Source organism: Neorhizobium populisoli (assembly GCF_019430945.1).
Taxonomy (GTDB): Bacteria; Pseudomonadota; Alphaproteobacteria; order Rhizobiales; family Rhizobiaceae; genus Neorhizobium; species Neorhizobium populisoli.
The window spans coordinates 146,415-166,170 of sequence record NZ_JAHYCB010000009.1; the positions used below are offsets into that span (position 1 = coordinate 146,415).

Genomic DNA, 19,756 nt, shown 5'->3' on the forward strand with positions numbered 1-19,756 from the left:
AGACTATCGTCTCTCTAACAGACGGCAGATCTCTTCCAGCTGCTCAAGAGATTTATAGTTGATCCGAACCTGCCCGCCACCATTGCGGTGGTTGATCTTAACCTCAAGGCCGAGCGCGTCGGAAAGTGTCCTCTCCAGCGCCAGCGTATCGGAATCTTTTTGTTCCGCTTTCGAAACGTTTGCAGGTTCTGACTGTGCCTTGATGTCGTTTTGGGCCAAACGCTCCGCATCGCGAACTGACATGCCCTTGGCAATAATGGTGCGGGCGAGGGCGACCGGATCTGAAGTCGTTATCAAGGCACGGGCATGACCGGCGGAGAGTGAGCCTGCCTCCAGCATATCGCGCACCGGATCAGGCAGTTTCAGCAGTCGAAGGCTGTTTGCCACGTGGCTCCGGCTTTTGCCAATGATCTCACCAAGATCGTTCTGGGTATAACCATGCTCGGCGATAAGTTGGTCGTAACCGAGCGCCTCTTCCAGAGGATTGAGGTCCGCACGCTGGACATTCTCGACGATCGCAATTTCTAAAGCGGTTCGATCATCGACATCCCGCACGATGATCGGGATTTCGATGAGCCCGGCAAGCTGAGCAGCCCGCCAGCGACGTTCACCGGCGATGATCTCGAATTGATCACGCCCGCGAGGCCGGACAACCACCGGCTGGACAATACCATGCTGTCGGATCGAACTGGCGAGATCCTGAAGATCGCCTTCGTCGAATGCACGCCGCGGGTTCTTGGGGTTACGCGTGACGTGTTCGATCGGCACCATACGGTCGGCGCTGACGCTCTTCGGCGCATTATCGACAGGAACGGGCTGATCCATCTCCCCGATGAGAGCAGCAAGCCCCCTTCCCAGGCGGCGCTTTGAAGGATCGTCACTCATACTCGTAACCCTATGGTTTTAAAATGACTCAAGCGGCCTTGCGGCGGCGTTCGCGCTGAATAACTTCAGACGCAAGCTGAAGATAGGCCTGGCTGCCAGCGCATTTCAAATCGTAAAGGATAGCCGGCTTACCATAGGAAGGCGCTTCGGAGACCCGCACATTGCGCGGTATAAGCGTCTGATAGACCTTCTCTCCGAGATACGATTTCACATCGTTGACGACCTGTTGCGCGAGATTGTTTCGCGCATCGAACATCGTCAGCACGATGCCTTGAATGTCGAGCGCTGGATTGACCGTCCGTCTTACCTGATCGACCGTTTCCAGCAGCTGGCTCAGACCTTCGAGCGCAAAGAATTCGCACTGCAAGGGGACGAGGATGGAATGCGCCGCGGCCATTGCGTTCATCGTCAACAGATTGAACGACGGCGGGCAATCGAGCAGAATGTAGGAATAACCAAAAGCATCATCTGCATTAACCGCGCGACGAAGCTTGAAGGCACGATCGGAGTCCTGGGAGATCTCCATCTCAAAACCAAGCAAATCCATCGTCGAAGGGACGATATGCAGGTTCGGGACCGCCGTCTCCATCGCTGCTTCCGATATCGAATTATATCCCATCAGAAGGTCATAGGAGGAAAGCTTGCGATCGCGACGCTCGATACCAAGCCCCGTGCTAGCATTACCCTGTGGATCCAGGTCGACGATAAGCACGCGCTCACCGATGGCGGCGAGGGCGGTTGCCAGATTGATGGCGGTCGTCGTCTTGCCAACGCCACCTTTTTGGTTGGCGATGGTAATAATCCGGTTCTTGTCGAACATATCGCACCTGAATATCTAGGGTGAAACGTGCCTTAAATTACTAATTTCGAGAATAACGGAGTCCTGCTCAACGGCACTTCGATGTTCTAGCAGATCGAAAGCCCAACGACCACGGGCTTTCGCGATTTCCGCCTGGTAATCCCGGCCTTTATGGAAAAATGCTCTTGTATTTTTTCCGATCATCCAAGGCGCCGTGTAGGAAAACAGCATGTCGAGCTCAGCAAGAGCCCGCGCCGAAATTCGATCACAGTCTTTCAGCTCATCCTGAGCCGCTTCAATTCGAACCGGATGCACAGAACCACGCGCGCCAGTCTCGTTCAAAGCGACACGCAGGAAAGCCGCCTTTTTTTGGTTGCTTTCAACGAGATTCACCCAACCATCACCGACTTCGGCCAAGAAAATCGCGGTGATGATACCAGGAAAACCACCGCCAGATCCAAGATCCAGCCATTGCTGCGCGCCGGGGGACTGTTGGTAGATCTGAGCACTATCGGCAATGTGCCGTTGCCACAATTCGTCTAGAGTCGAAGGCGCCACCAGATTGATAGTCTTGGCCCATTTTTGGAAAAGCTTGGCAAAATGCTCGAGCCGTTCCTGCGTTTCACGTGAAACACTCTTACCGTTCAGTTGCATTAAGAGACTCGCTTCGCGCGATTTTGAGTTGCATCGCCCTTACGAAGCAGCGCAAGAAGCAAGGCGAGCGCCGCTGGCGTCATCCCGTCAACCTTAGCAGCCTGCGCAAGATTTGCCGGCTTGGCGGCAGTAAGCTTCAATTTCAACTCGTTAGAAAGACCCGGAAGCTCTGTAAAATCAAAGGCTTGCGGGATAATTCGACTCTCATCCCGCTGGGTAGCCTCAATGTCCGAAACCTGTCTGTTCATATAGACGGCGTATTTGGCCTCTATCTCCAATGCTTCGGCCACTTTGGGCTGAAGTTCGGTCAGTTCAGGCCACAGCGATGCGAGACTTGCGAGATTTTGCTCCGGATATGCCAAAAGCTCGTAGGCAGACCGACGCTGCCCATCCCGATTGAGGTGAAGACCATGTTTCATCGCTTCGTTCGGCGTAACCGTCATTGCCTGCAATCGGAGCCGCTGATCTGTGACCGCCTGCTTGTAATCGGTAAACTTCGCGGCCCGCGCCGCGCCAACACAGCTGATGTCGATGCCTTTTTCTGTCAGGCGCATGTCGGCATTGTCAGCTCGGAGCGAAAGGCGGTATTCCGCGCGGGATGTAAACATACGATAAGGCTCGGTAACGCCTCGCGACGTCAGATCGTCTATCATCACGCCGATATAGGAGTCGGCGCGGCTGAAATGATAGGGGTCCATACGGGATGCCTTGCGCGCCGCATTCAGACCGGCAACCACTCCCTGCGCCGCGGCTTCCTCATATCCCGTCGTGCCATTGATCTGGCCGGCCAGGAAGAGGCCGCCGATCTTTTTTACCTCAAGAGCGTGGGTGAGCTCTTTCGGATCCACGTGATCATATTCGATCGCATAACCCGGCTGCAGAATGGCGACATTCTCAAGCCCGGGGATGGTGTGGATAAAGGCTTCTTGGACCTCGGCGGGGAGGGACGTCGAAATGCCGTTCGGATAAACCGTTGGGTCGTCGAGGCCTTCCGGCTCCAGAAAAATCTGATGACCGTCCCGTTCGCCGAACCGCACAATCTTGTCCTCGATCGACGGGCAATATCGCGGACCAACCCCTTCGATCTGCCCGGAATACATCGCCGACAGATGAATGTTGTCGGAAATGATCTTGTGGGTGGCGTCCGTAGTGCGAGTCACACCGCAGGCGATCTGCGTCGTTGTGATCCGATCGGTCATGAAGGAGAACGGAACAGGTTCCTCGTCGGCTTCCTGGCTGCCGATACCGGCCCAGGCAATGGTTCGTCCGTCAAGACGTGCCGGAGTTCCGGTTTTCAGCCGGCCTAGTTGAAGGCCGAAGCGGTAAAGGGTTTCAGATAGGCCGAGAGATGGCGCTTCGCCGACCCGCCCAGCGGGAATTTTTTCAGTACCGATGTGAATCAGGCCACGAAGAAAAGTACCGGTCGTCAGAACGACCGTTCCGGTAGCGAATCGACGGCCGTCTTTTAGCATAACGGCTCGGACGCCGCCTTTTGCGTCGATATCGAGATCGAACGCGTCCCCTTCGATGACGTCCAGATTCGGGTGATCGAATATCTCCCGCTGCATCGCAAGGCGATAAAGCTTGCGGTCGGCCTGAGTGCGGGGGCCACGCACCGCGGGGCCTTTCTTGCGATTTAGCAGCCGGAACTGGATGCCGGCCGCATCGGCAACCCGCCCCATCAACCCATCCAGCGCGTCCACTTCACGCACCAGATGGCCCTTGCCAAGACCACCGATCGCCGGATTGCAGGACATGACGCCGATCGTTTCGCGTTTATGGGTGATCAACGCGGTTTTGGCGCCCATGCGCGCGGCCGCACTCGCGGCTTCACAGCCCGCATGCCCGCCGCCGATGACAATCACATCAAAGGTCTGTTCCATTTCACCACCCATGTGAAAGGCGGAAAACCGCCTGTTTCACGTGAATCACTTGCCTATGCAGAACTGCGAAAAAATGACATCGAGAAGCTGCTCGACATCTACCCTGCCGGTAATCCGCCCCAGGGACGAGGCGGCGGCGCGGAGACTTTCCGCGCGCAAATCCAGCTCGCGGCCATTTAGCGCTTCTTCGATGAAATTGGAAGCGTCTTTCAGATAGCGGAGATGACGGGCGCGGTTTGGAACCAGAGAGCCGGTCCATAGCGAACGGATCCTCTCCAGAATGGCCAGCCGCAATTCTTCCATGCCTTCGCCGGACTGGCTGGAAATGCACAGGTCATATGCAGGCGAGGGACCATGAATGTCCCGCTTGCTTCCGACCCGAATGATCTCGATATCGCCTGCCGTCGGATTCTGTTTCGATCGCGAATCGATCTCTTCAAGCTGGATGATCAGGTCGGCCTGCTCGATCGCTAATTGCGCACGCCGCACGCCTTCCTTCTCGATACGATCCTCGGTTTCCCGAAGACCGGCCGTATCAAAGAACCGGACGAGATATCCTTCCATATCGAGATCGATATGCAAAACGTCGCGAGTCGTTCCGGCGATCTCCGTAACGATCGCCACGTCGCGCTGGGCCAGGGCATTCAGAAGGCTGGATTTTCCCGCATTCGGCGGCCCGGCAATCACCACCTTGAAGCCGTCCCGAATGACTTCGCCGGCCTTGGCAAAGGCAATATGTTCGTTGATCTCCAGATAGAGATCACCGACCTCCGCCCAGACACGATCCGAAACAGAGCCCGGCACGTCATCCTCGTCGGCGAAATCGAGTTCGGCCTCAATCAGCGCCCGGCAACGGGTCAGCCGCGCGGCCCAGTCCATGTAAAGTGCCGACTGGCCGCCAAAGCTCTGCTCCACCGCTAGGCGGCGCTGCATTTCGGTTTCCGCCGCGATGAGGTCGGCAAGACCCTCAACCTCGACCAGGTCCATCTTGCCGTTTTCGAAAGCTCGCCGGGAAAACTCGCCAGCTTCGGCCAGTCGCAATCCCGGAATTTGCGCTAGCTCGTCATAGATCGCCGAAACCACAGCCCGGCTGCCATGCAGATGGAGCTCGACGCAATCCTCACCGGTAAACGAGTTCGGTGCCGGAAAACCGATAACAAGCACACGATCGATGATCGAACCGTTCCGGCTACGAATCGTTCGCAGTGCTGCTTTCCGGTTAGATGGAATATCGCCCGCCAGCGTCGATGCCACTTCGATTGCCCGCGAGCCGCTCAGGCGGATGACGGCAACTCCAGCCGGCAAGGCGCCGCTGGACAAGGCAAAAATCGTATCTGCAAATGCGGCCGTCATGCGTGCCTCTAAAAAATCAAAGCCCCGGAAACTCAAAAGCGCCCGGCATGACCGGGCGCTCTGTTCAAGGAAAGAATCCGGCTAAGGATTATGTGTTCATCGAATCGAAGAAATCGCCGTTGTTCTTCGTCTGCTTCAGCTTGTCGATCAGGAACTCGATCGCGTCTGTGGTGCCCATCGGCGCCAGGATGCGGCGAAGCACGAAGATCTTCTGGAGATCCTGGCGCTGCACCAGCAGGTCTTCCTTACGCGTGCCGGACTTGAGGATATCCATCGACGGGAAGATGCGCTTGTCGGCGACCTTGCGGTCGAGCACGATTTCAGAGTTACCGGTGCCCTTGAACTCTTCGAAGATGACTTCGTCCATACGGCTGCCGGTATCGATCAGCGCCGTTGCGATGATCGTCAGCGAACCGCCTTCTTCGATGTTACGTGCAGCACCGAAGAAGCGCTTCGGGCGCTGCAGGGCGTTGGCGTCGACACCACCGGTCAGGACCTTGCCGGATGACGGCACGACGGTGTTGTATGCGCGGCCGAGGCGGGTGATCGAATCCAGCAGAATGACGACGTCACGGCCATGTTCGACAAGTCGCTTGGCCTTTTCGATGACCATTTCGGCCACCTGCACGTGACGGGTTGCCGGTTCGTCGAAGGTCGAGGAAACCACTTCGCCCTTCACCGAGCGCTGCATGTCGGTGACTTCTTCCGGACGCTCGTCGATCAACAGGACGATCAGGTAACATTCCGGATGATTGGCGGTGATCGAATGGGCGATGTTCTGCAGGAGAACGGTCTTACCGGTGCGCGGCGGAGCGACGATCAGGCCGCGCTGGCCCTTGCCGAGCGGTGCCACGAGGTCGAGAACGCGGGCGGACAGATCCTTGGACGTCGGGACATCCAGTTCAAGCTTGAAGCGCTCATTCGGATAAAGCGGCGTCAGGTTGTCGAAATGGACCTTGTGACGGATCTTTTCCGGATCGTCGAAATTGATGGTGTTGACCTTGAGGAGCGCGAAATAACGTTCGCCTTCCTTCGGACCGCGGATCGGCCCCTCGACCGTGTCGCCGGTCTTCAGCGAGAAGCGGCGGATCTGGGAGGGGGAGATGTAGATATCGTCAGGACCGGGAAGATAGTTGGCATTTGCGGAACGCATAAAGCCGAACCCGTCCTGCAAGACCTCGACCACGCCCTCGCCGATGATTTCGACGTCTTGGCTTGCCAGAACCTTGAGGATTGCGAACATCAGCTCCTGCTTGCGCATCGTGCTGGCGTTCTCGACCTCAAGTGATTCGGCAAAGGTCAGCAAATCGGTCGGGGATTTGCTTTTGAGTTCTTGAAGCTTCATTTCAGCCATGAAGAGGGGACCACATTGATAATTTAAGGGGGAATGTAGGCGTGTGGTGAAATTCGCTACCGCGGAAGATGATCCGGGGACGACAGGAAATTACACGCATGCCACGAGATGAGATGGGCGGAAAATAGCGGTTCACGTGGTGAGCCGCAAGGGGCCTCACGCAAATCTTGCTAAAGAAAGCGCGTCAGAACGGCTTCACGATCACGAGAATGACGATACCGATCATCAAAACGGTCGGCAGTTCGTTCATCAGCCGCCAGTAACGGGGCGAACGGCGCGGACCGTCCGCGGCAAAGTTGCGCACAGCGCGGCTGAACAGCACATGCACCATGGTGAGCAGCACCACCAGCGCGATTTTCGCATGCAGCCAGCCGCCGCGGAATTCGTAGACGTCCCAGGCGAGGAACAGGCCGAGCGCCCAGGTGATCATCATCGCCGGGTTCATGATGATCTTCAAAAGCCGCTGTTCCATCATCTTGAACGTTTCCGACTGGGCGGAACCCGGTTCGGCGTCGCTGTGATAGATGAACAGCCGCGGCATGTAGAGAAGCCCCGCCATCCAGGACATCACGGCGATCACATGGAAAGCCTTGATGTAAAGGATGAAATCGTCCGGCCGGGCGAGATAGACCGCAAGCAGGATGCCGACGAAGATCACAAGCGCCACGACCGCCCGAAGCGCCGAGCGCCGGCCGGCCGGTTCGCCGCGCTGGAGTTCCGGTTTGGTCATCCCCGCGCTCCGCGAACGCGATTGACGAGCTGGGTGACATGGTCGGGATTGGCTTCCGGCGTGATGCCATGACCGAGATTGAAGATCAGCGGGCCGGCCCCGAGCGATTGCAGGATCGCATCGATCCCGTCATCCAGAGACTTTCCGCCGGCCACCATCCGCATCGGATCGAGATTGCCCTGAACCGGGCCGTCCTTCTGCAGTTCGACGGCGAAGGGCAGCGGCACCGACCAGTCCAGCCCGATCGCATCGGCGCCGGTCTTCTGACGGTAGGTTTTCAGATTGTAACCCGCGCCCTTGGCGAACGCGATGATCTTGGCCGCCGGACGTTTGCGCCGGACGATCTCGATCATCCGCGCCACCGGCTTGATGGCGAAAGCTTCGAATTCCGTCTCACCCAGCACGCCTGCCCAGGAATCAAAAATCTGCACAGCATCGGCGCCGGCATCGATCTGGGCGATCAGATATTCAGCCGAGACCTCCGCCAGGAACGACAGCAGCTTTTCGAACGCTTCGGGATGGCGGTAGGCGAAGAGACGAGCGGGCGCCTGATCCGGCGTGCCGTGGCCGGCGATCATATAGGTCGCAACCGTCCAGGGAGCGCCACAGAAGCCGAGCAGCGTGGTCTCCGGGGGCAGGACATCCCGAAGCCTGCGAACCGTCTCCAGGACTGGCGCCAGGTGCGGCAGAACCGCATCGTCCTTCAGGGCCGCGATACCAAAGACGTCGATCGGGTCCATTTGCGGACCTTCACCCTGCACGAAACGCACGTTGCGCTTCAGGGCATCGGGAATGACCAGGATGTCGGAGAACAGGATCGCCGCATCGAAAGCGTAACGCCGGATCGGCTGGAGGGTGACCTCGACAGCGAAATCCGGCGAATAACAGAGATCGAGGAAACTTCCGGCCCTCGCCCGCGTTTCCCGGTACTCCGGCAGATAACGTCCTGCCTGTCTCATAAGCCAGATTGGCGGTGGGGTAAGCGTCTTGCCTTCCAGCACTTCGACGATCTTCCGGGTGACGCCGGTCAATGGGTTCTCCCTAAAACAAAGAATGATTTTTAAAAGAGTTTCTATTTCTTAGAGTCGGTGAGTAGCAAGGATTAAAGTCAAATCACAGCTGACGCGACGATCCGCCGCTTCGAGGCGTCGCGAAGGATGAAAAGCGGCGGCTATTCAGACTCTATGGGGACGAGTCGAGATTCATCAGCGATTCCAGAATAATAGCTCATACAGCTAAAAGTCCCTGGCTGTGGATAAGCTGGGGAGAAGAAAAGCCCTTGAAGGACTTGTCCCCAGAGCGCACAACCACGTCCGATCCGCATCCGACCGATCTGCGAATGTGGATAACCAGGCGGTTTTCCCGAAGCCGGCAGGCCGCTCGGGTAAAGTCGATGGTCTCTCCCGAGTTATCAACAAAGGGTAAAGAACAGCGTGGAGAACAGAAAAAACTTCTTCCATCTTCACCTCATATCTGACTCAACGGGCGAGACTCTCATCTCCGCCGGCCGGGCCGCCGCTGCGCAATTCCAGTCTTCGCTGCCGATCGAACATGTCTATCCGCTGATCCGCAACAGGAAGCAGATCGCGGCCGTGCTGGAGGCGATCGATCAGGAGCCCGGCATCGTTCTCTACACGATCGTCGATCAGGAACTTGCCACCTATATCGATGAGAAATGCCGCGAACTCGGCCTGCCGTCCGTCAATGTTCTCGAACCGGTGATGGCGACCTTCCAGGCCTATCTCGGAGCGCCGTCGCGTCGCAGGGTCGGAGCGCAGCATGCGCTGAATGCCGAATATTTCCGGCGCATCGAAGCGCTGAATTTTACCATGGATCACGATGACGGCCAGTTGCCGGACGATTACGACGAGGCGGATGTCGTGCTGATCGGCATCAGCCGTACCTCGAAGACGCCGACCAGTATCTATCTCGCCAATCGCGGCATCAAGACCGCCAATATCCCGATCGTGCCGGGTGTCGACCTGCCGTCAGGCCTCTACCGCGCCACCCGCCCGCTCATCGTCGGTCTGGTCGCCACCACGGATCGGATCAGCCAGGTGCGTGAGAACCGCGAACTCGGAACGACGAACGGCTTCGACCGGCAGCATTATACCGACCGCGCGACGATCAACGAGGAGCTGAAATATGCCCGATCGCTTTGCAGCCGCAACAACTGGCCGATCATCGACGTGACCCGTAGGTCGATCGAGGAGACGGCAGCGGCGATCGTTGCGCTGCGTCCGAAGCTGCGTTAAGCCGATTCGGGCTTTTTTTCCCTCGGAGTTTCCCGTGACCCTGCCGCTCGTGCTCGCCTCGTCGAGCCCCTTCCGCCGAATGCTGATGGAAAATGCCGGACTTTCATTCGAAAGCCGCGCCGCCGATATCGACGAAAGGGCGATCGAAGCGGGGCTGGAAGATGCAAGCCCCGACGCGACGGCTCTGACCCTGGCGCGCGCCAAGGCGATGGATGTCGCCCGCCACTTTGCCGGCGCACTCGTGATCGGCTCGGACCAGACCATGTCACTGGGCGACCGGGTTTATCACAAGCCGAAGTCACGCGACGAAGCGCGCGAAAGCGTCCTGTCCCTCTCCGGCAAGACACACCGATTGAACAGCGCTATCGCTCTTGTCCAGGATGGTGAGCTTGTCTGGGAACATGTAGCGCATGCGGATCTGACGGTGCGTGATCTCAGTGAAGCCTTCGTTGATCGCTATCTCGACCGGGTCGGCGAAAAGGTCTTTACCAGCGTCGGTGCCTATCAGCTGGAAGGCGAGGGCATCCAGCTTTTCACCCGGATCGACGGCGACTATTTCACCATTCTCGGCCTCCCCATGCTGCCGCTACTCGATAAACTTCGTGCGCTGGGAGCGATCGATGGCTGATTCACGTGAAACATTTTTGGTTAACGCTTTCGTCACCGGCTGGCCGATCAAGCATTCCCGCTCGCCGATCATTCATAGCCATTGGCTGAAACAGTTCGAAATCGCCGGCAGCTATAAGGCGGTTCCGGTGACCGAAGACGACTTTCCGGCCTTCGTGAAAGCGTTGAAGGACGGCAGCTCCGGTTATCGTGGCGGCAATGTCACCATCCCGCACAAGGAACTGGCCTTCAAGCTCGCCGACAAGCCGGATGCGATTGCCGAAGAAATGGGCGCCGCCAATACGCTCTGGGTGGAGGACGGTGAAGTGCATGCCTCCAATACCGATGGTTATGGTTTCGTCGCCAATCTCGACCACCGCCATCCCGGCTGGGACAAGACGGGTCGCGCCGTGATCTTCGGCGCCGGTGGTGCGAGCCGCGCGGTCATTCAGTCGATCCGCGACCGCGGCATCGACGAAATCCACGTGGTCAACCGGACGCTTTCAAGAGCACAGGAACTGGCCGATCGGTTCGGGCCGAAGGTGCATGCTCATCCGGTTGCAGCGCTCACGGAAGTCATGGCGGGGGCCGGGCTGTTCGTGAACACAACGTCGCTCGGCATGGACGGGACTGAAGCCCCAGCCATCGATTTCTCGCCGCTCGCATCCGATGCCGTCGTCACCGACATTGTTTATATCCCACTGAAGACGCCGCTGCTTGCCCAGGCCGAAGAACAGGGTTTCCCGATCGTCGACGGCCTCGGCATGTTGCTGCATCAGGCCGTTCCCGGTTTTGAAAAATGGTTCGGCCGCCGGCCGGTGGTGGACAGCGTGCTGCGCGATCTCGTCATCGCCGATATGGAACAGCATTGATGATCGTCATCGGACTGACCGGCTCGATCGGCATGGGCAAATCGACGACGGCGAAGATGTTCGTCGACGAGGGCGTGCCGGTAAACGATGCCGATGCGGTGGTTCACGATCTCTACCGCACCGATGCGGTCGCTCCAGTCGGCGAGGCATTTCCCGGCACGGTGAAGGACGGGATAATCGATCGGCCGGAACTTTCTCGCCAGCTTGCGGCCGCCCCGGAAAAGTTCAGGCAGCTGGAGGCGATCGTCCATCCGCTCGTCCGCCGTCGCGAGGTGGAATTTCTGGCCCATCAGCGCGAAGCCGGAATGGACCTTGTCCTTCTCGACATTCCGCTTCTTTTCGAAGTGAAGGGTGAGGATCGCGTCGATGTTATCGTCGTCGTCACCTGTGATCCACAGATCCAGCGCGAGAGGGTGCTTGCGCGACCGGGGATGACGGAGGAAAAACTAGCGATGATTCTCTCCCGCCAGATGCCGGATGCGGAAAAACGCCAGCGCGCCGATTTCCTCGTCGATACCGGTCTCGGGATGGAAGCGGCAAGGGCCAGGGTGCACCAGATCGTCACTCGCCTCAGAACCGAAGGGATACCGACCGACCATGCGTGAGATCATTTTCGATACGGAAACCACCGGTCTTGAATCCAAGAACGACCGCGTCATCGAAATCGGCGGTGTGGAGTTGATCAACAATTTCCCGACCGGCAAGACGATCCATATCTACATCAATCCCGGCGACCGCAAGATCCATCCCGATGCGCTCGCGGTCCACGGCATTACCGAGGAATTCCTGAAGGACAAGCCGGTCTTCGCCGATGTGGCCCAGGAGATCATCGACTTTTTCGAAGGCGCCAAATGGATCGCCCATAACGCGACATTCGATATGGGTTTCATCAACGCTGAATTCGGCCGTCTCGGCCTTGCCCCCGTCATGTCGGACCAGGTCGTCGATACGCTGGCCATGGCGCGTCGCAAACATCCGATGGGGCCGAATTCGCTCGATGCGCTTTGCCGGCGTTACGGCATCGACAATGCCCACCGCACCAAGCACGGAGCGCTTCTCGATAGCGAACTCCTGGCGGAAGTTTACATCGAGATGACCGGCGGCCGTCAGGCGGCTCTCGGCCTGATGGGATCGGACGGCTCGGGCGCCGGCGGAAACGAAGCCGACGATATTGCGATCGGTTTTACCGGACGTCCGCGGCCGTTGCCGAACCGGGTGACGGAAGCCGAGATGGCCGCCCATGCCACGATGATTGCCTCGATGAAGGGCAAGGCCGTCTGGCTGAAATACGAACAGGACGAATGATCAAAACTGGATAGGCGACATAAAAAAGCCCGGACGACGACCCGGGCTTTTTTTAGACGGTAGACCAGCTCAGCTGTTGAGCGCGTTGACCTGCGAGCGGGCCTGTTCTTCGGCCATGCGCTGCGTGAACATCTGCGCGAAATCGATCGGGTCGATCATCAGCGGCGGGAAACCGCCATTACGGGTAACGTCGGCGATGATCTGGCGGGCGAACGGGAACAGCAGGCGCGGGCACTCGATGAAGAGCAGCGGCAGCATGTGCTCCTGCGGAAAACCGGAAATGCGGAAAACGCCGCCGTAAACCAGTTCGGCTGCGAAGACGATCGCGTCGCCGTCCTTGGCCGTGGCTTCAAGCGTCAGGATGACGTCGAAATCCACTTCGGAAAGCGGATTGGCATTGACGTTGACATTGATGTTGATCGCCGGAGCCTTGTCGCGTGCCTGCAGCGAGCGGGGCGCACCCGGGTTCTCGAAGGAGAGATCCTTGGTGTACTGAGCCAGGATATTGAGCGAAGGCGCTGCGGCCTGATTGTTTTCGTCTGCCATTGGGATTCCCTCGAGGCTTGATGTCGTGAGGCCTCTATCATTTTGGAGTGCCGCGTTTCAAGGCCAAATGCCGAAACGGGCTTCCTCCATTCAAGAGTAGGTAAACATGCGTTGATCCCGAATAACAGGAACAGAGTATCAGGGTTCCTCGGTTTTCGGCCCGGCCCAAGGAGAAGAGGAGCGCGGGGAGGAAGCGTTCGGCGGCGAAAGATTGGCCCCGGACGGATCGGGATTGCGATGAAAATCCTCTTCGTCGAGATCGACGACCGGTCCCGCCTTGTCGTTGCCCTTGCTGCGCGCCGACCCCTGGTCTTCGGGAGGGCGGCTGTAGCGAAAGCCCGCGCCGGCGCTTGCAGCGCCTGTACGGGTGACGACGATGCGCCTGCCGATCTGCGCCCAGATGAAACTGCGCACCGCAGGAATAAGCAAGGCGAACCCGAGGATGTCGGTCAGGAAGCCGGGCAGTAGAAGCAGGATGCCGGCGACCACGACCATCGCGCCGTGGACGAGCGCCTGGCCCGGCGCACGGCCTCTGCGGCTTTCGGCGGAAACGCGCCGAAGAAGCCGCATGCCCTGACGGCGCATCAGAAGCGCGCCGAGCAAAGCCGTACCGATCACCAGGGCGAGCGTCGCCCAGACGCCGATCACCTTACCGACCAGAACGAAGCCGGCGATCTCTGCGAGCGGCCAGAGAAGGAGAAAAAGTGGCACGATGGAGAAACGCATTCCTGTTCCCTGTTGGATATTCGGAGAATTGCTCTCCGGCGCTGACGCCTTCGCTATTTGAATGATGAGCGGTTGCGGACTATATGAGAAGCTGCAACAAAAATTTAAACGCCAATTGCGGGTTAAGATGGGCTCCAACGACTTTATAACACTCTTTTTCCTCGTCGCCGCTGTTCTGATTTTCCTGCAACTGCGCAGTGTTCTCGGCCGGCGGACTGGAAACGAGAAGCCGCCGGTAGATCCTTACAGCCCGCGCGACGTGGCCAAGAATCCGGGTGGGGACGACAGCAAGGTCGTCACCCTGCCGCGCAGGGATGCCGAAACCGAAGAACAGCGCTACGCGGATATCGACGCGGTGGCAAAACCGGATACGCCGCTCAATGCGGCTCTCCGCGATGTGGTAAAGGCCGATCCATCCTTCCGTCCGCGCGAGTTCCTGAACGGCGCCAAGATGGCCTATGAGATGATCGTCATGGCCTTCGCCGATGGTGACAGGAAGACGCTGAAGGGTCTTCTTTCCAAGGAAGTCTTTGACGGTTTCGATGCGGCGATCTCCGATCGCGAAAGCCGTGGCGAAGTGGTGAAATCCACCTTTGTCGGCATCGACAAGGCCGATCTCACCCATGCGGTGGTCAAGGATTCCGAAGAGCAGATCACCGTCCGTATCGTCAGCCAGCTGATTTCCGCCACCTATGACAAGGCCGGCACGTTGATCGACGGCGATCAGGAATCGGTGGCCGAGGTCACCGACATCTGGACCTTCGCCCGCGATATCCGCTCCCGCGATCCGAACTGGAAGCTGGTCGCGACCGAATCCGAACAATGAGCGCGATACCGGATTTCGACCTGAAACAGGTTTCCTTCTCCGATCTTGTAGGATGGGAGAGGGATGACCCAGTGCCGCTGTTTGCGGGCATGCGGGCTTCGCTCGATCATATCCGTAATACCAAGCCTTATCGTAGCGGCTCCCTCGGCCTTACCGCCGGGGAGCTGGCTTCGTTTCTGGAAAAGGCCGATGGAGAGCTGCCAGATGCCGCTTCGGCCCGCGCCTTTTTCGAACAGCACTGCACGCCTTTCCTGATTTCCCGCAAAGACGGACGGCGCGGTTTCGTCACCGCTTTTTACGAGCCGGAAGTCGAGGTCTCGCCGACGCGAGACGACGTCTGGAAACACCCCTTCTATTTTCGTCCCGACGATCTCGTCGATCTCGACGAGACCAACCGCCCGGCGGGTTTGGACTCCGGCTACATGTTCGGCCGGCAGACGCCGGAAGGCATCGAGCCCTACCCGGATCGCGGCGAAATCGACCGCGGTTATCTGGAAGGCCGCGGACTGGAAATCGCCTATGCCAGGTCGAAGGTCGATGTCTTCTTCATCCATGTCCAGGGTGCCGCCCGGCTGAAATATCCGGATGGTCATATCCGTCGTATCACCTATTCCGCCAAGGCCGGCCATCCCTTCTCGCCGATCGGCAAGCTTTTGATCGACCGTGGCGAGATCGATCCGGCGAAGATTTCGATGCAGAGCATCCGCACCTGGCTTTCTGAGAATCCGGCTAAGGTTGATGAGGTCCTCTGGCATAACCGGTCCTATATCTTCTTCCGGGAGGCCGACGTTTCCGATCCGTCACTGGGTCCGGTGGCCGCAGCCAAGGTGCCGCTGATCCCCGGCCGTTCGCTGGCCGTCGACCGCCAGATCCACACATTCGGCTTTCCGTTCTTCATCTGCTCCGAAACGCTCACCCATCTCGATGGCGGCGCACCCTTCGGCAGGCTGATGCTGGCGCTCGATACCGGCTCGGCGATCGTCGGTCCGGCGCGCGGCGACATCTTCACCGGCTCCGGTTTCGAAGCCGGAGAGCTCGCGGGCACGGTGCGCAACGATGCAGACTTCTATATTCTCGTCCCGAATGAAGCCGCCGGCAGATACGGCGCCTAAGGGAAGATCATGAAGGGCGGCCGAAAACTCGATCCGGAAGAACGCATGCTCTGGGGCAAGGTGGCGAAATCCGCCCACGCGCTTCCCGGCCGCATGAAGCAGATTCTCGAATTCGAGCAGGAAGAGGAAGCGCGGCTTGTCGCCGAAGAGCGGGCCCGAGAACAGGCAAGGCAGGCGGCAAAGCCGAAACCACCACCGCGCCTGATCACTCAGGTCGTCGATATACCCGTTTCCCTTCCGGCCAAGCGCCCGATCACCCAACACCAGCCTCTCGAAAAACCGGTCAAGAAAAAGCTCGCCAAAGGCCGGCTACCGATCGAGGCGCGGCTTGATCTTCACGGGCTTTATCAGGACGAGGCGCACGATCTTCTGCTGGATTTCCTGCTGCGCGCCTGGGACCGCGGCTTGCGGCATGTTCTGGTGATCACCGGCAAGGGCAGCTCGATGGGCAGCGAAGGCGCACTCCGCCGTGCCGTGCCGTTGTGGTTCTCCAAGGCTGAATTCCGCATTCTGATCTCGTCCTACGAATGGGCGGCGCGCCATCATGGTGGCGAGGGCGCCATGTATGTGCGGCTGTCGCGTGGGACGAACAGGTTTTCGGGACATGAATAGCAGCGGCCTGCATAGGGCATGTAACGGTGCGCCTGGCCAATCTCCCACCGTGAGGAGGGGATCATCGGGATTTCGACGTACCGGCGCCATCCGCTATGCGACGGTTTTGCCGCTAGTGGGAAGCGAGGTTCATACGACGCCGGTGGATGATAGGCTTAGCGCACCAAACCGTGGGAGCGGCAATTGACGCCCTTCGGCCAGATGCTGCGCGAACTGCGCAAGCGCAAGGGCGTCACTCAGAAGGATCTCGCTGCGGCGATCGGTGTCACCCCGGCCTATCTTTCGGCGCTGGAGCACGGCAAGCGCGGCAGCCCGACATTCGAACTGCTGCAGCGGATCGCCGGTTATTTCAACGTCATCTGGGACGAGGCGGAGGAATTGTTCCGTCTGGGGCAGACCTCGCATCCCAAGGTCATGCTCGATACGGCGGGTCTGCCGGCTGCCTACACCGCCCTCGCAAACGATCTGGCGCGGGCGATTCGCACTTTGTCGCCGGACGTGATAGAGGAACTTCACATCATCCTGAAAAAAGGGCGTCTGCCCGGTTGATTTTCAGGATGCATCCACGGCTTATCCGCCGCTTTCACTCGGCTCAACCTTTAGAAACCGCCTTCAATTCCCTATATTCCAAGGGTGGAATGGCGGTGATTCGCTCGAATGATCCGTTAGACCGGCACCTTTAACGAACTGGAAGATAATTGATGACCGATACACCCGTCAGCGAGAATGGCGCGAGTGCCGAATACGGTGCCGACTCGATCAAGGTTCTGAAGGGCCTCGATGCCGTCCGCAAGCGTCCAGGCATGTATATCGGCGACACCGATGACGGTTCCGGCCTGCACCATATGGTCTACGAAGTCGTCGATAACGCGATCGACGAAGCGCTGGCCGGCCATGCCGACCTGGTGACGGTGACGCTGAACGCCGACGGTTCGGTTTCGGTGACCGACAACGGCCGCGGCATTCCAACCGACATTCACAAGGACGAAGGCGTTTCGGCCGCCGAAGTCATCATGACCCAGCTGCATGCCGGCGGTAAGTTCGACCAGAACTCCTACAAGGTTTCCGGCGGCCTGCACGGCGTCGGCGTTTCGGTGGTCAACGCGCTCTCCGTCTGGCTTAAGCTGCGCATCCGCCGCAACAACAAGGTCCACCAGATTTCCTTCACTCACGGCGTCGCAGACGCGCCGCTGGAAGTGGTCGGCGAATATGAAGGCCGTTCGGGCACCGAGGTGATCTTCCTCGCCAGCTCGCAGACCTTCACCATGACCGAATACGATTACAATACTTTGGAGCATCGCCTGCGCGAGCTCGCATTCCTGAATTCCGGCGTTCGAATCCGGCTCACCGACAAGCGGAAGCCGGATATCAAGGAAGAGGAAATGCTTTATGACGGCGGCCTCGAAGCCTTCGTCCGTTATCTCGACCGTTCCAAGAAGCCGCTGGTTGACAAGCCGGTCACCATCAAGGGCGAAAAGGACGGCATGACCGTTGAAGTGGCGATGTGGTGGAACGACAGCTACCACGAAAACGTCCTCTGCTTCACCAACAACATCCCGCAGCGCGATGGCGGCACGCATATGGCCGGTTTCCGTGGCGCCCTGACCCGCCAGGTCACGTCCTATGCGGACAGTTCCGGCATCACCAAGAGGGAAAAGGTGACGCTGCAGGGCGAAGACTGCCGCGAAGGCCTGACCGCCGTCCTCTCCGTCAAGGTTCCGGATCCGAAGTTCTCCTCGCAGACCAAGGACAAGCTGGTCTCCTCGGAAGTCCGCCCGGTCGTCGAAAGCCTCGTCAACGAAGCGCTCAGCACCTGGTTCGAAGAACATCCGACTGAAGCGAAGATCCTCGTCGGCAAGGTTGTCGAAGCCGCTGTTGCCCGCGAGGCGGCCCGCAAGGCCCGCGAACTGACGCGCCGCAAGGGTGTGCTGGACATCGCCTCGCTGCCCGGCAAGCTCGCCGACTGCTCGGAACGCGATCCCGCCAAGTCCGAAGTGTTTCTCGTCGAAGGTGACTCCGCCGGCGGTTCGGCCAAGCAGGGCCGTTCGCGCGAAAACCAGGCTATTCTGCCCTTGCGCGGAAAAATCCTCAATGTCGAGCGGGCCCGTTTTGACAAGATGCTGGGCAGCCAGGAAATCGGCACGCTGATCACCGCGCTTGGCACTTCGATCGGCAAGGACGAATTCAACGCCGACAAGCTGCGTTACCACAAGATCATCATCATGACGGATGCAGACGTCGACGGCGCCCATATCCGTACCCTGCTTCTGACGTTCTTCTTCCGCCAGATGCCGGAATTGATCGAACGCGGCCATATCTATATCGCCCAGCCGCCGCTTTATAAGGTGACCCGCGGCAAGTCGATCCAGTACCTGAAGAACGAAGGCGCGCTGGAAGAATATCTGATCACCATGGGCCTGGAAGAAACGACGCTGACGCTCGGTTCGGGCGAAGTGCGTGCCGGCCAGGACGTGCGCGAAGTCATCCAGGATGCGCTGCGTTTGCGCACCCTGATCGACGGCCTGCATTCCCGCTACAATCGTTCGATCATCGAACAGGCGGCGATTGCCGGCGCGCTTAACCCGGAACTCACCGACAACCCGGAACGTGCCCAGCAGACCGCTGACGAAGTCGCACGTCGCCTCGACATGATTGCCGAGGAGACCGAACGCGGCTGGACCGGCCACGTCACGGCCGAAGGCGGTCTACGTTTCGAGCGTATGGTGCGCGGCGTCAAGGAAGCGGCCTTTGTCGACGTGGCGCTGATCGGTTCGGCCGATGCCCGCCATATCGACCAGATGTCCGCTCGCCTGCAGGAAATCTATCGCACGCCGCCGGTGCTGGCGCGCAAGGACGGTTCCCAGGAAATGTCCGGACCGCGTGCGCTTCTGGATGCGATCTTCGCCTCCGGCCGCAAAGGTCTTTCCATGCAGCGTTATAAAGGCCTTGGTGAGATGAATGCCGACCAGCTTTGGGAAACCACGCTCGATCCGAACGTCCGCTCGCTGCTGCAGGTCCGCGTCAACGACGCGACCGATGCCGACGGCCTCTTCTCCCGCCTGATGGGCGACGAAGTCGAGCCGCGCCGCGAATTCATTCAGGAAAACGCGCTGAGCGTTGCGAACCTGGATATTTAAGGTTCACGGTGGCCGTCATGCTTGGGCCTGTCCCGAGCATCTATCTACGCCTACCGTGTGGCGGACGGTTTAGATCCTCAGCACAAGGCCGAGGATGACGG

The 19,756-nt window shown here is 59.0% G+C and carries 20 protein-coding genes; 10 read left to right on the forward strand and 10 right to left on the reverse strand.

The features are described from left to right. Nucleotides 1-3: 3 nt before the first annotated feature. From KX729_RS24095 to hemE, 8 genes are all read right to left on the reverse strand, one after another. A complete protein-coding gene (locus KX729_RS24095) occupies nucleotides 4-885 on the reverse strand; it encodes a ParB/RepB/Spo0J family partition protein (protein WP_219745027.1) in 882 nt (293 codons plus the stop codon). A gap of 28 nt (nucleotides 886-913) precedes the next feature. Then, nucleotides 914-1,705, reverse strand: coding sequence for a ParA family protein (locus KX729_RS24100; RefSeq protein WP_219745028.1), 792 nt, complete (start codon nucleotides 1,703-1,705; stop codon nucleotides 914-916). Between the two features lie 15 nt (nucleotides 1,706-1,720). Then, nucleotides 1,721-2,338: a 16S rRNA (guanine(527)-N(7))-methyltransferase RsmG gene (gene rsmG / locus KX729_RS24105; RefSeq protein WP_219745029.1), complete on the reverse strand. Its 618-nt coding sequence runs from the start codon at nucleotides 2,336-2,338 to the stop codon at nucleotides 1,721-1,723. Then, nucleotides 2,338-4,221 carry a tRNA uridine-5-carboxymethylaminomethyl(34) synthesis enzyme MnmG gene (gene mnmG / locus KX729_RS24110; protein ID WP_219745030.1) on the reverse strand — a complete coding sequence of 628 codons (1,884 nt, stop codon included), beginning with the start codon at nucleotides 4,219-4,221 and terminating at the stop codon, nucleotides 2,338-2,340. The genes rsmG and mnmG overlap by 1 nt, the downstream gene beginning before the upstream one ends. A 45-nt stretch (nucleotides 4,222-4,266) precedes the next feature. Beyond that, a complete protein-coding gene (mnmE, locus tag KX729_RS24115; protein WP_219745031.1) occupies nucleotides 4,267-5,574 on the reverse strand; it encodes a tRNA uridine-5-carboxymethylaminomethyl(34) synthesis GTPase MnmE in 1,308 nt (435 codons plus the stop codon). 88 nt (nucleotides 5,575-5,662) lie between these two features. Next, a complete protein-coding gene (rho, locus tag KX729_RS24120; RefSeq protein WP_219745032.1) occupies nucleotides 5,663-6,928 on the reverse strand; it encodes a transcription termination factor Rho in 1,266 nt (421 codons plus the stop codon). Nucleotides 6,929-7,112: 184 nt separating this feature from the next. Then, nucleotides 7,113-7,658, reverse strand: coding sequence for a protoporphyrinogen oxidase HemJ (hemJ, locus tag KX729_RS24125; RefSeq protein WP_219745033.1), 546 nt, complete (start codon nucleotides 7,656-7,658; stop codon nucleotides 7,113-7,115). Further along, nucleotides 7,655-8,617 (reverse strand): uroporphyrinogen decarboxylase, encoded by a 963-nt coding sequence (hemE, locus tag KX729_RS24130; RefSeq protein ID WP_376776056.1) that lies wholly within the window; start codon nucleotides 8,615-8,617, stop codon nucleotides 7,655-7,657. The genes hemJ and hemE overlap by 4 nt, the downstream gene beginning before the upstream one ends. A 474-nt stretch (nucleotides 8,618-9,091) precedes the next feature. Here hemE and KX729_RS24135 point away from each other — a divergent pair, with 474 nt between their 5' ends. Genes KX729_RS24135 through dnaQ form a run of 5 tightly spaced genes read left to right on the forward strand, consistent with a single transcriptional unit; the run spans nucleotide 9,092 to nucleotide 12,696 of the window. After that, a complete protein-coding gene (locus KX729_RS24135) occupies nucleotides 9,092-9,913 on the forward strand; it encodes a pyruvate, water dikinase regulatory protein (protein WP_219745035.1) in 822 nt (273 codons plus the stop codon). A 34-nt stretch (nucleotides 9,914-9,947) separates the two neighbouring features. Then, nucleotides 9,948-10,541 (forward strand): Maf-like protein, encoded by a 594-nt coding sequence (locus KX729_RS24140; protein ID WP_219745036.1) that lies wholly within the window; start codon nucleotides 9,948-9,950, stop codon nucleotides 10,539-10,541. Further along, entirely contained in the window at nucleotides 10,534-11,391 is an 858-nt protein-coding gene (locus KX729_RS24145; protein WP_219745037.1) for a shikimate dehydrogenase, read from the forward strand. Before KX729_RS24140 ends, KX729_RS24145 begins: the two co-directional genes overlap by 8 nt. After that, nucleotides 11,391-11,996, forward strand: coding sequence for a dephospho-CoA kinase (gene coaE, locus KX729_RS24150; RefSeq protein ID WP_219745038.1), 606 nt, complete (start codon nucleotides 11,391-11,393; stop codon nucleotides 11,994-11,996). The genes KX729_RS24145 and coaE overlap by 1 nt, the downstream gene beginning before the upstream one ends. Further along, nucleotides 11,989-12,696 (forward strand): DNA polymerase III subunit epsilon, encoded by a 708-nt coding sequence (dnaQ, locus tag KX729_RS24155; protein ID WP_219745039.1) that lies wholly within the window; start codon nucleotides 11,989-11,991, stop codon nucleotides 12,694-12,696. Before coaE ends, dnaQ begins: the two co-directional genes overlap by 8 nt. 69 nt (nucleotides 12,697-12,765) lie before the next feature. Here the strand turns inward: dnaQ and secB are convergent, their stop codons facing one another. Then, nucleotides 12,766-13,242 (reverse strand): protein-export chaperone SecB, encoded by a 477-nt coding sequence (secB, locus tag KX729_RS24160; RefSeq protein WP_219745040.1) that lies wholly within the window; start codon nucleotides 13,240-13,242, stop codon nucleotides 12,766-12,768. A gap of 138 nt (nucleotides 13,243-13,380) precedes the next feature. Next, nucleotides 13,381-13,968 (reverse strand): FxsA family protein, encoded by a 588-nt coding sequence (locus tag KX729_RS24165; RefSeq protein WP_219745041.1) that lies wholly within the window; start codon nucleotides 13,966-13,968, stop codon nucleotides 13,381-13,383. 127 nt (nucleotides 13,969-14,095) lie between these two features. Here KX729_RS24165 and KX729_RS24170 point away from each other — a divergent pair, with 127 nt between their 5' ends. The 5 genes from KX729_RS24170 (at nucleotide 14,096) to gyrB (ending at nucleotide 19,655) form a co-directional block, all read left to right on the forward strand. Further along, a complete protein-coding gene (locus KX729_RS24170; RefSeq protein ID WP_219745042.1) occupies nucleotides 14,096-14,794 on the forward strand; it encodes a Tim44/TimA family putative adaptor protein in 699 nt (232 codons plus the stop codon). After that, nucleotides 14,791-15,906, forward strand: coding sequence for a murein transglycosylase A (mltA, locus tag KX729_RS24175; RefSeq protein WP_219745043.1), 1,116 nt, complete (start codon nucleotides 14,791-14,793; stop codon nucleotides 15,904-15,906). Before KX729_RS24170 ends, mltA begins: the two co-directional genes overlap by 4 nt. 9 nt (nucleotides 15,907-15,915) lie before the next feature. Next, complete coding sequence (locus KX729_RS24180) at nucleotides 15,916-16,518, forward strand: Smr/MutS family protein (RefSeq protein WP_219745044.1); 603 nt, start codon at nucleotides 15,916-15,918, stop codon at nucleotides 16,516-16,518. 183 nt (nucleotides 16,519-16,701) lie between these two features. Next, nucleotides 16,702-17,067 (forward strand): helix-turn-helix domain-containing protein, encoded by a 366-nt coding sequence (locus KX729_RS24185; protein WP_219745045.1) that lies wholly within the window; start codon nucleotides 16,702-16,704, stop codon nucleotides 17,065-17,067. A gap of 152 nt (nucleotides 17,068-17,219) precedes the next feature. Continuing rightward, nucleotides 17,220-19,655 carry a DNA topoisomerase (ATP-hydrolyzing) subunit B gene (gene gyrB, locus KX729_RS24190; RefSeq protein ID WP_219745046.1) on the forward strand — a complete coding sequence of 812 codons (2,436 nt, stop codon included), beginning with the start codon at nucleotides 17,220-17,222 and terminating at the stop codon, nucleotides 19,653-19,655. Nucleotides 19,656-19,756 lie beyond the last annotated feature (101 nt).

Bases quoted from the DNA above. Each gene is read 5' to 3' on its own strand.
- mltA (WP_219745043.1), top strand. From the start codon at position 14,791: ATGAGCGCGATACCGGATTTCGACCTGAAACAGGTTTCCTTCTCCGAT.
- dnaQ (WP_219745039.1), top strand. From the start codon at position 11,989: ATGCGTGAGATCATTTTCGATACGGAAACCACCGGTCTTGAATCCAAG.
- KX729_RS24165 (WP_219745041.1), bottom strand. From the start codon at position 13,968: ATGCGTTTCTCCATCGTGCCACTTTTTCTCCTTCTCTGGCCGCTCGCA.
- hemE (WP_376776056.1), bottom strand. From the start codon at position 8,617: ATGAGACAGGCAGGACGTTATCTGCCGGAGTACCGGGAAACGCGGGCG.
- rsmG (WP_219745029.1), bottom strand. From the start codon at position 2,338: ATGCAACTGAACGGTAAGAGTGTTTCACGTGAAACGCAGGAACGGCTC.
- mnmG (WP_219745030.1), bottom strand. From the start codon at position 4,221: ATGGAACAGACCTTTGATGTGATTGTCATCGGCGGCGGGCATGCGGGC.
- coaE (WP_219745038.1), top strand. From the start codon at position 11,391: ATGATCGTCATCGGACTGACCGGCTCGATCGGCATGGGCAAATCGACG.
- KX729_RS24095 (WP_219745027.1), bottom strand. From the start codon at position 885: ATGAGTGACGATCCTTCAAAGCGCCGCCTGGGAAGGGGGCTTGCTGCT.
- secB (WP_219745040.1), bottom strand. From the start codon at position 13,242: ATGGCAGACGAAAACAATCAGGCCGCAGCGCCTTCGCTCAATATCCTG.
- KX729_RS24180 (WP_219745044.1), top strand. From the start codon at position 15,916: ATGAAGGGCGGCCGAAAACTCGATCCGGAAGAACGCATGCTCTGGGGC.
- mnmE (WP_219745031.1), bottom strand. From the start codon at position 5,574: ATGACGGCCGCATTTGCAGATACGATTTTTGCCTTGTCCAGCGGCGCC.
- gyrB (WP_219745046.1), top strand. From the start codon at position 17,220: ATGACCGATACACCCGTCAGCGAGAATGGCGCGAGTGCCGAATACGGT.
- hemJ (WP_219745033.1), bottom strand. From the start codon at position 7,658: ATGACCAAACCGGAACTCCAGCGCGGCGAACCGGCCGGCCGGCGCTCG.
- KX729_RS24145 (WP_219745037.1), top strand. From the start codon at position 10,534: ATGGCTGATTCACGTGAAACATTTTTGGTTAACGCTTTCGTCACCGGC.
- KX729_RS24100 (WP_219745028.1), bottom strand. From the start codon at position 1,705: ATGTTCGACAAGAACCGGATTATTACCATCGCCAACCAAAAAGGTGGC.
- KX729_RS24170 (WP_219745042.1), top strand. From the start codon at position 14,096: ATGGGCTCCAACGACTTTATAACACTCTTTTTCCTCGTCGCCGCTGTT.
- rho (WP_219745032.1), bottom strand. From the start codon at position 6,928: ATGGCTGAAATGAAGCTTCAAGAACTCAAAAGCAAATCCCCGACCGAT.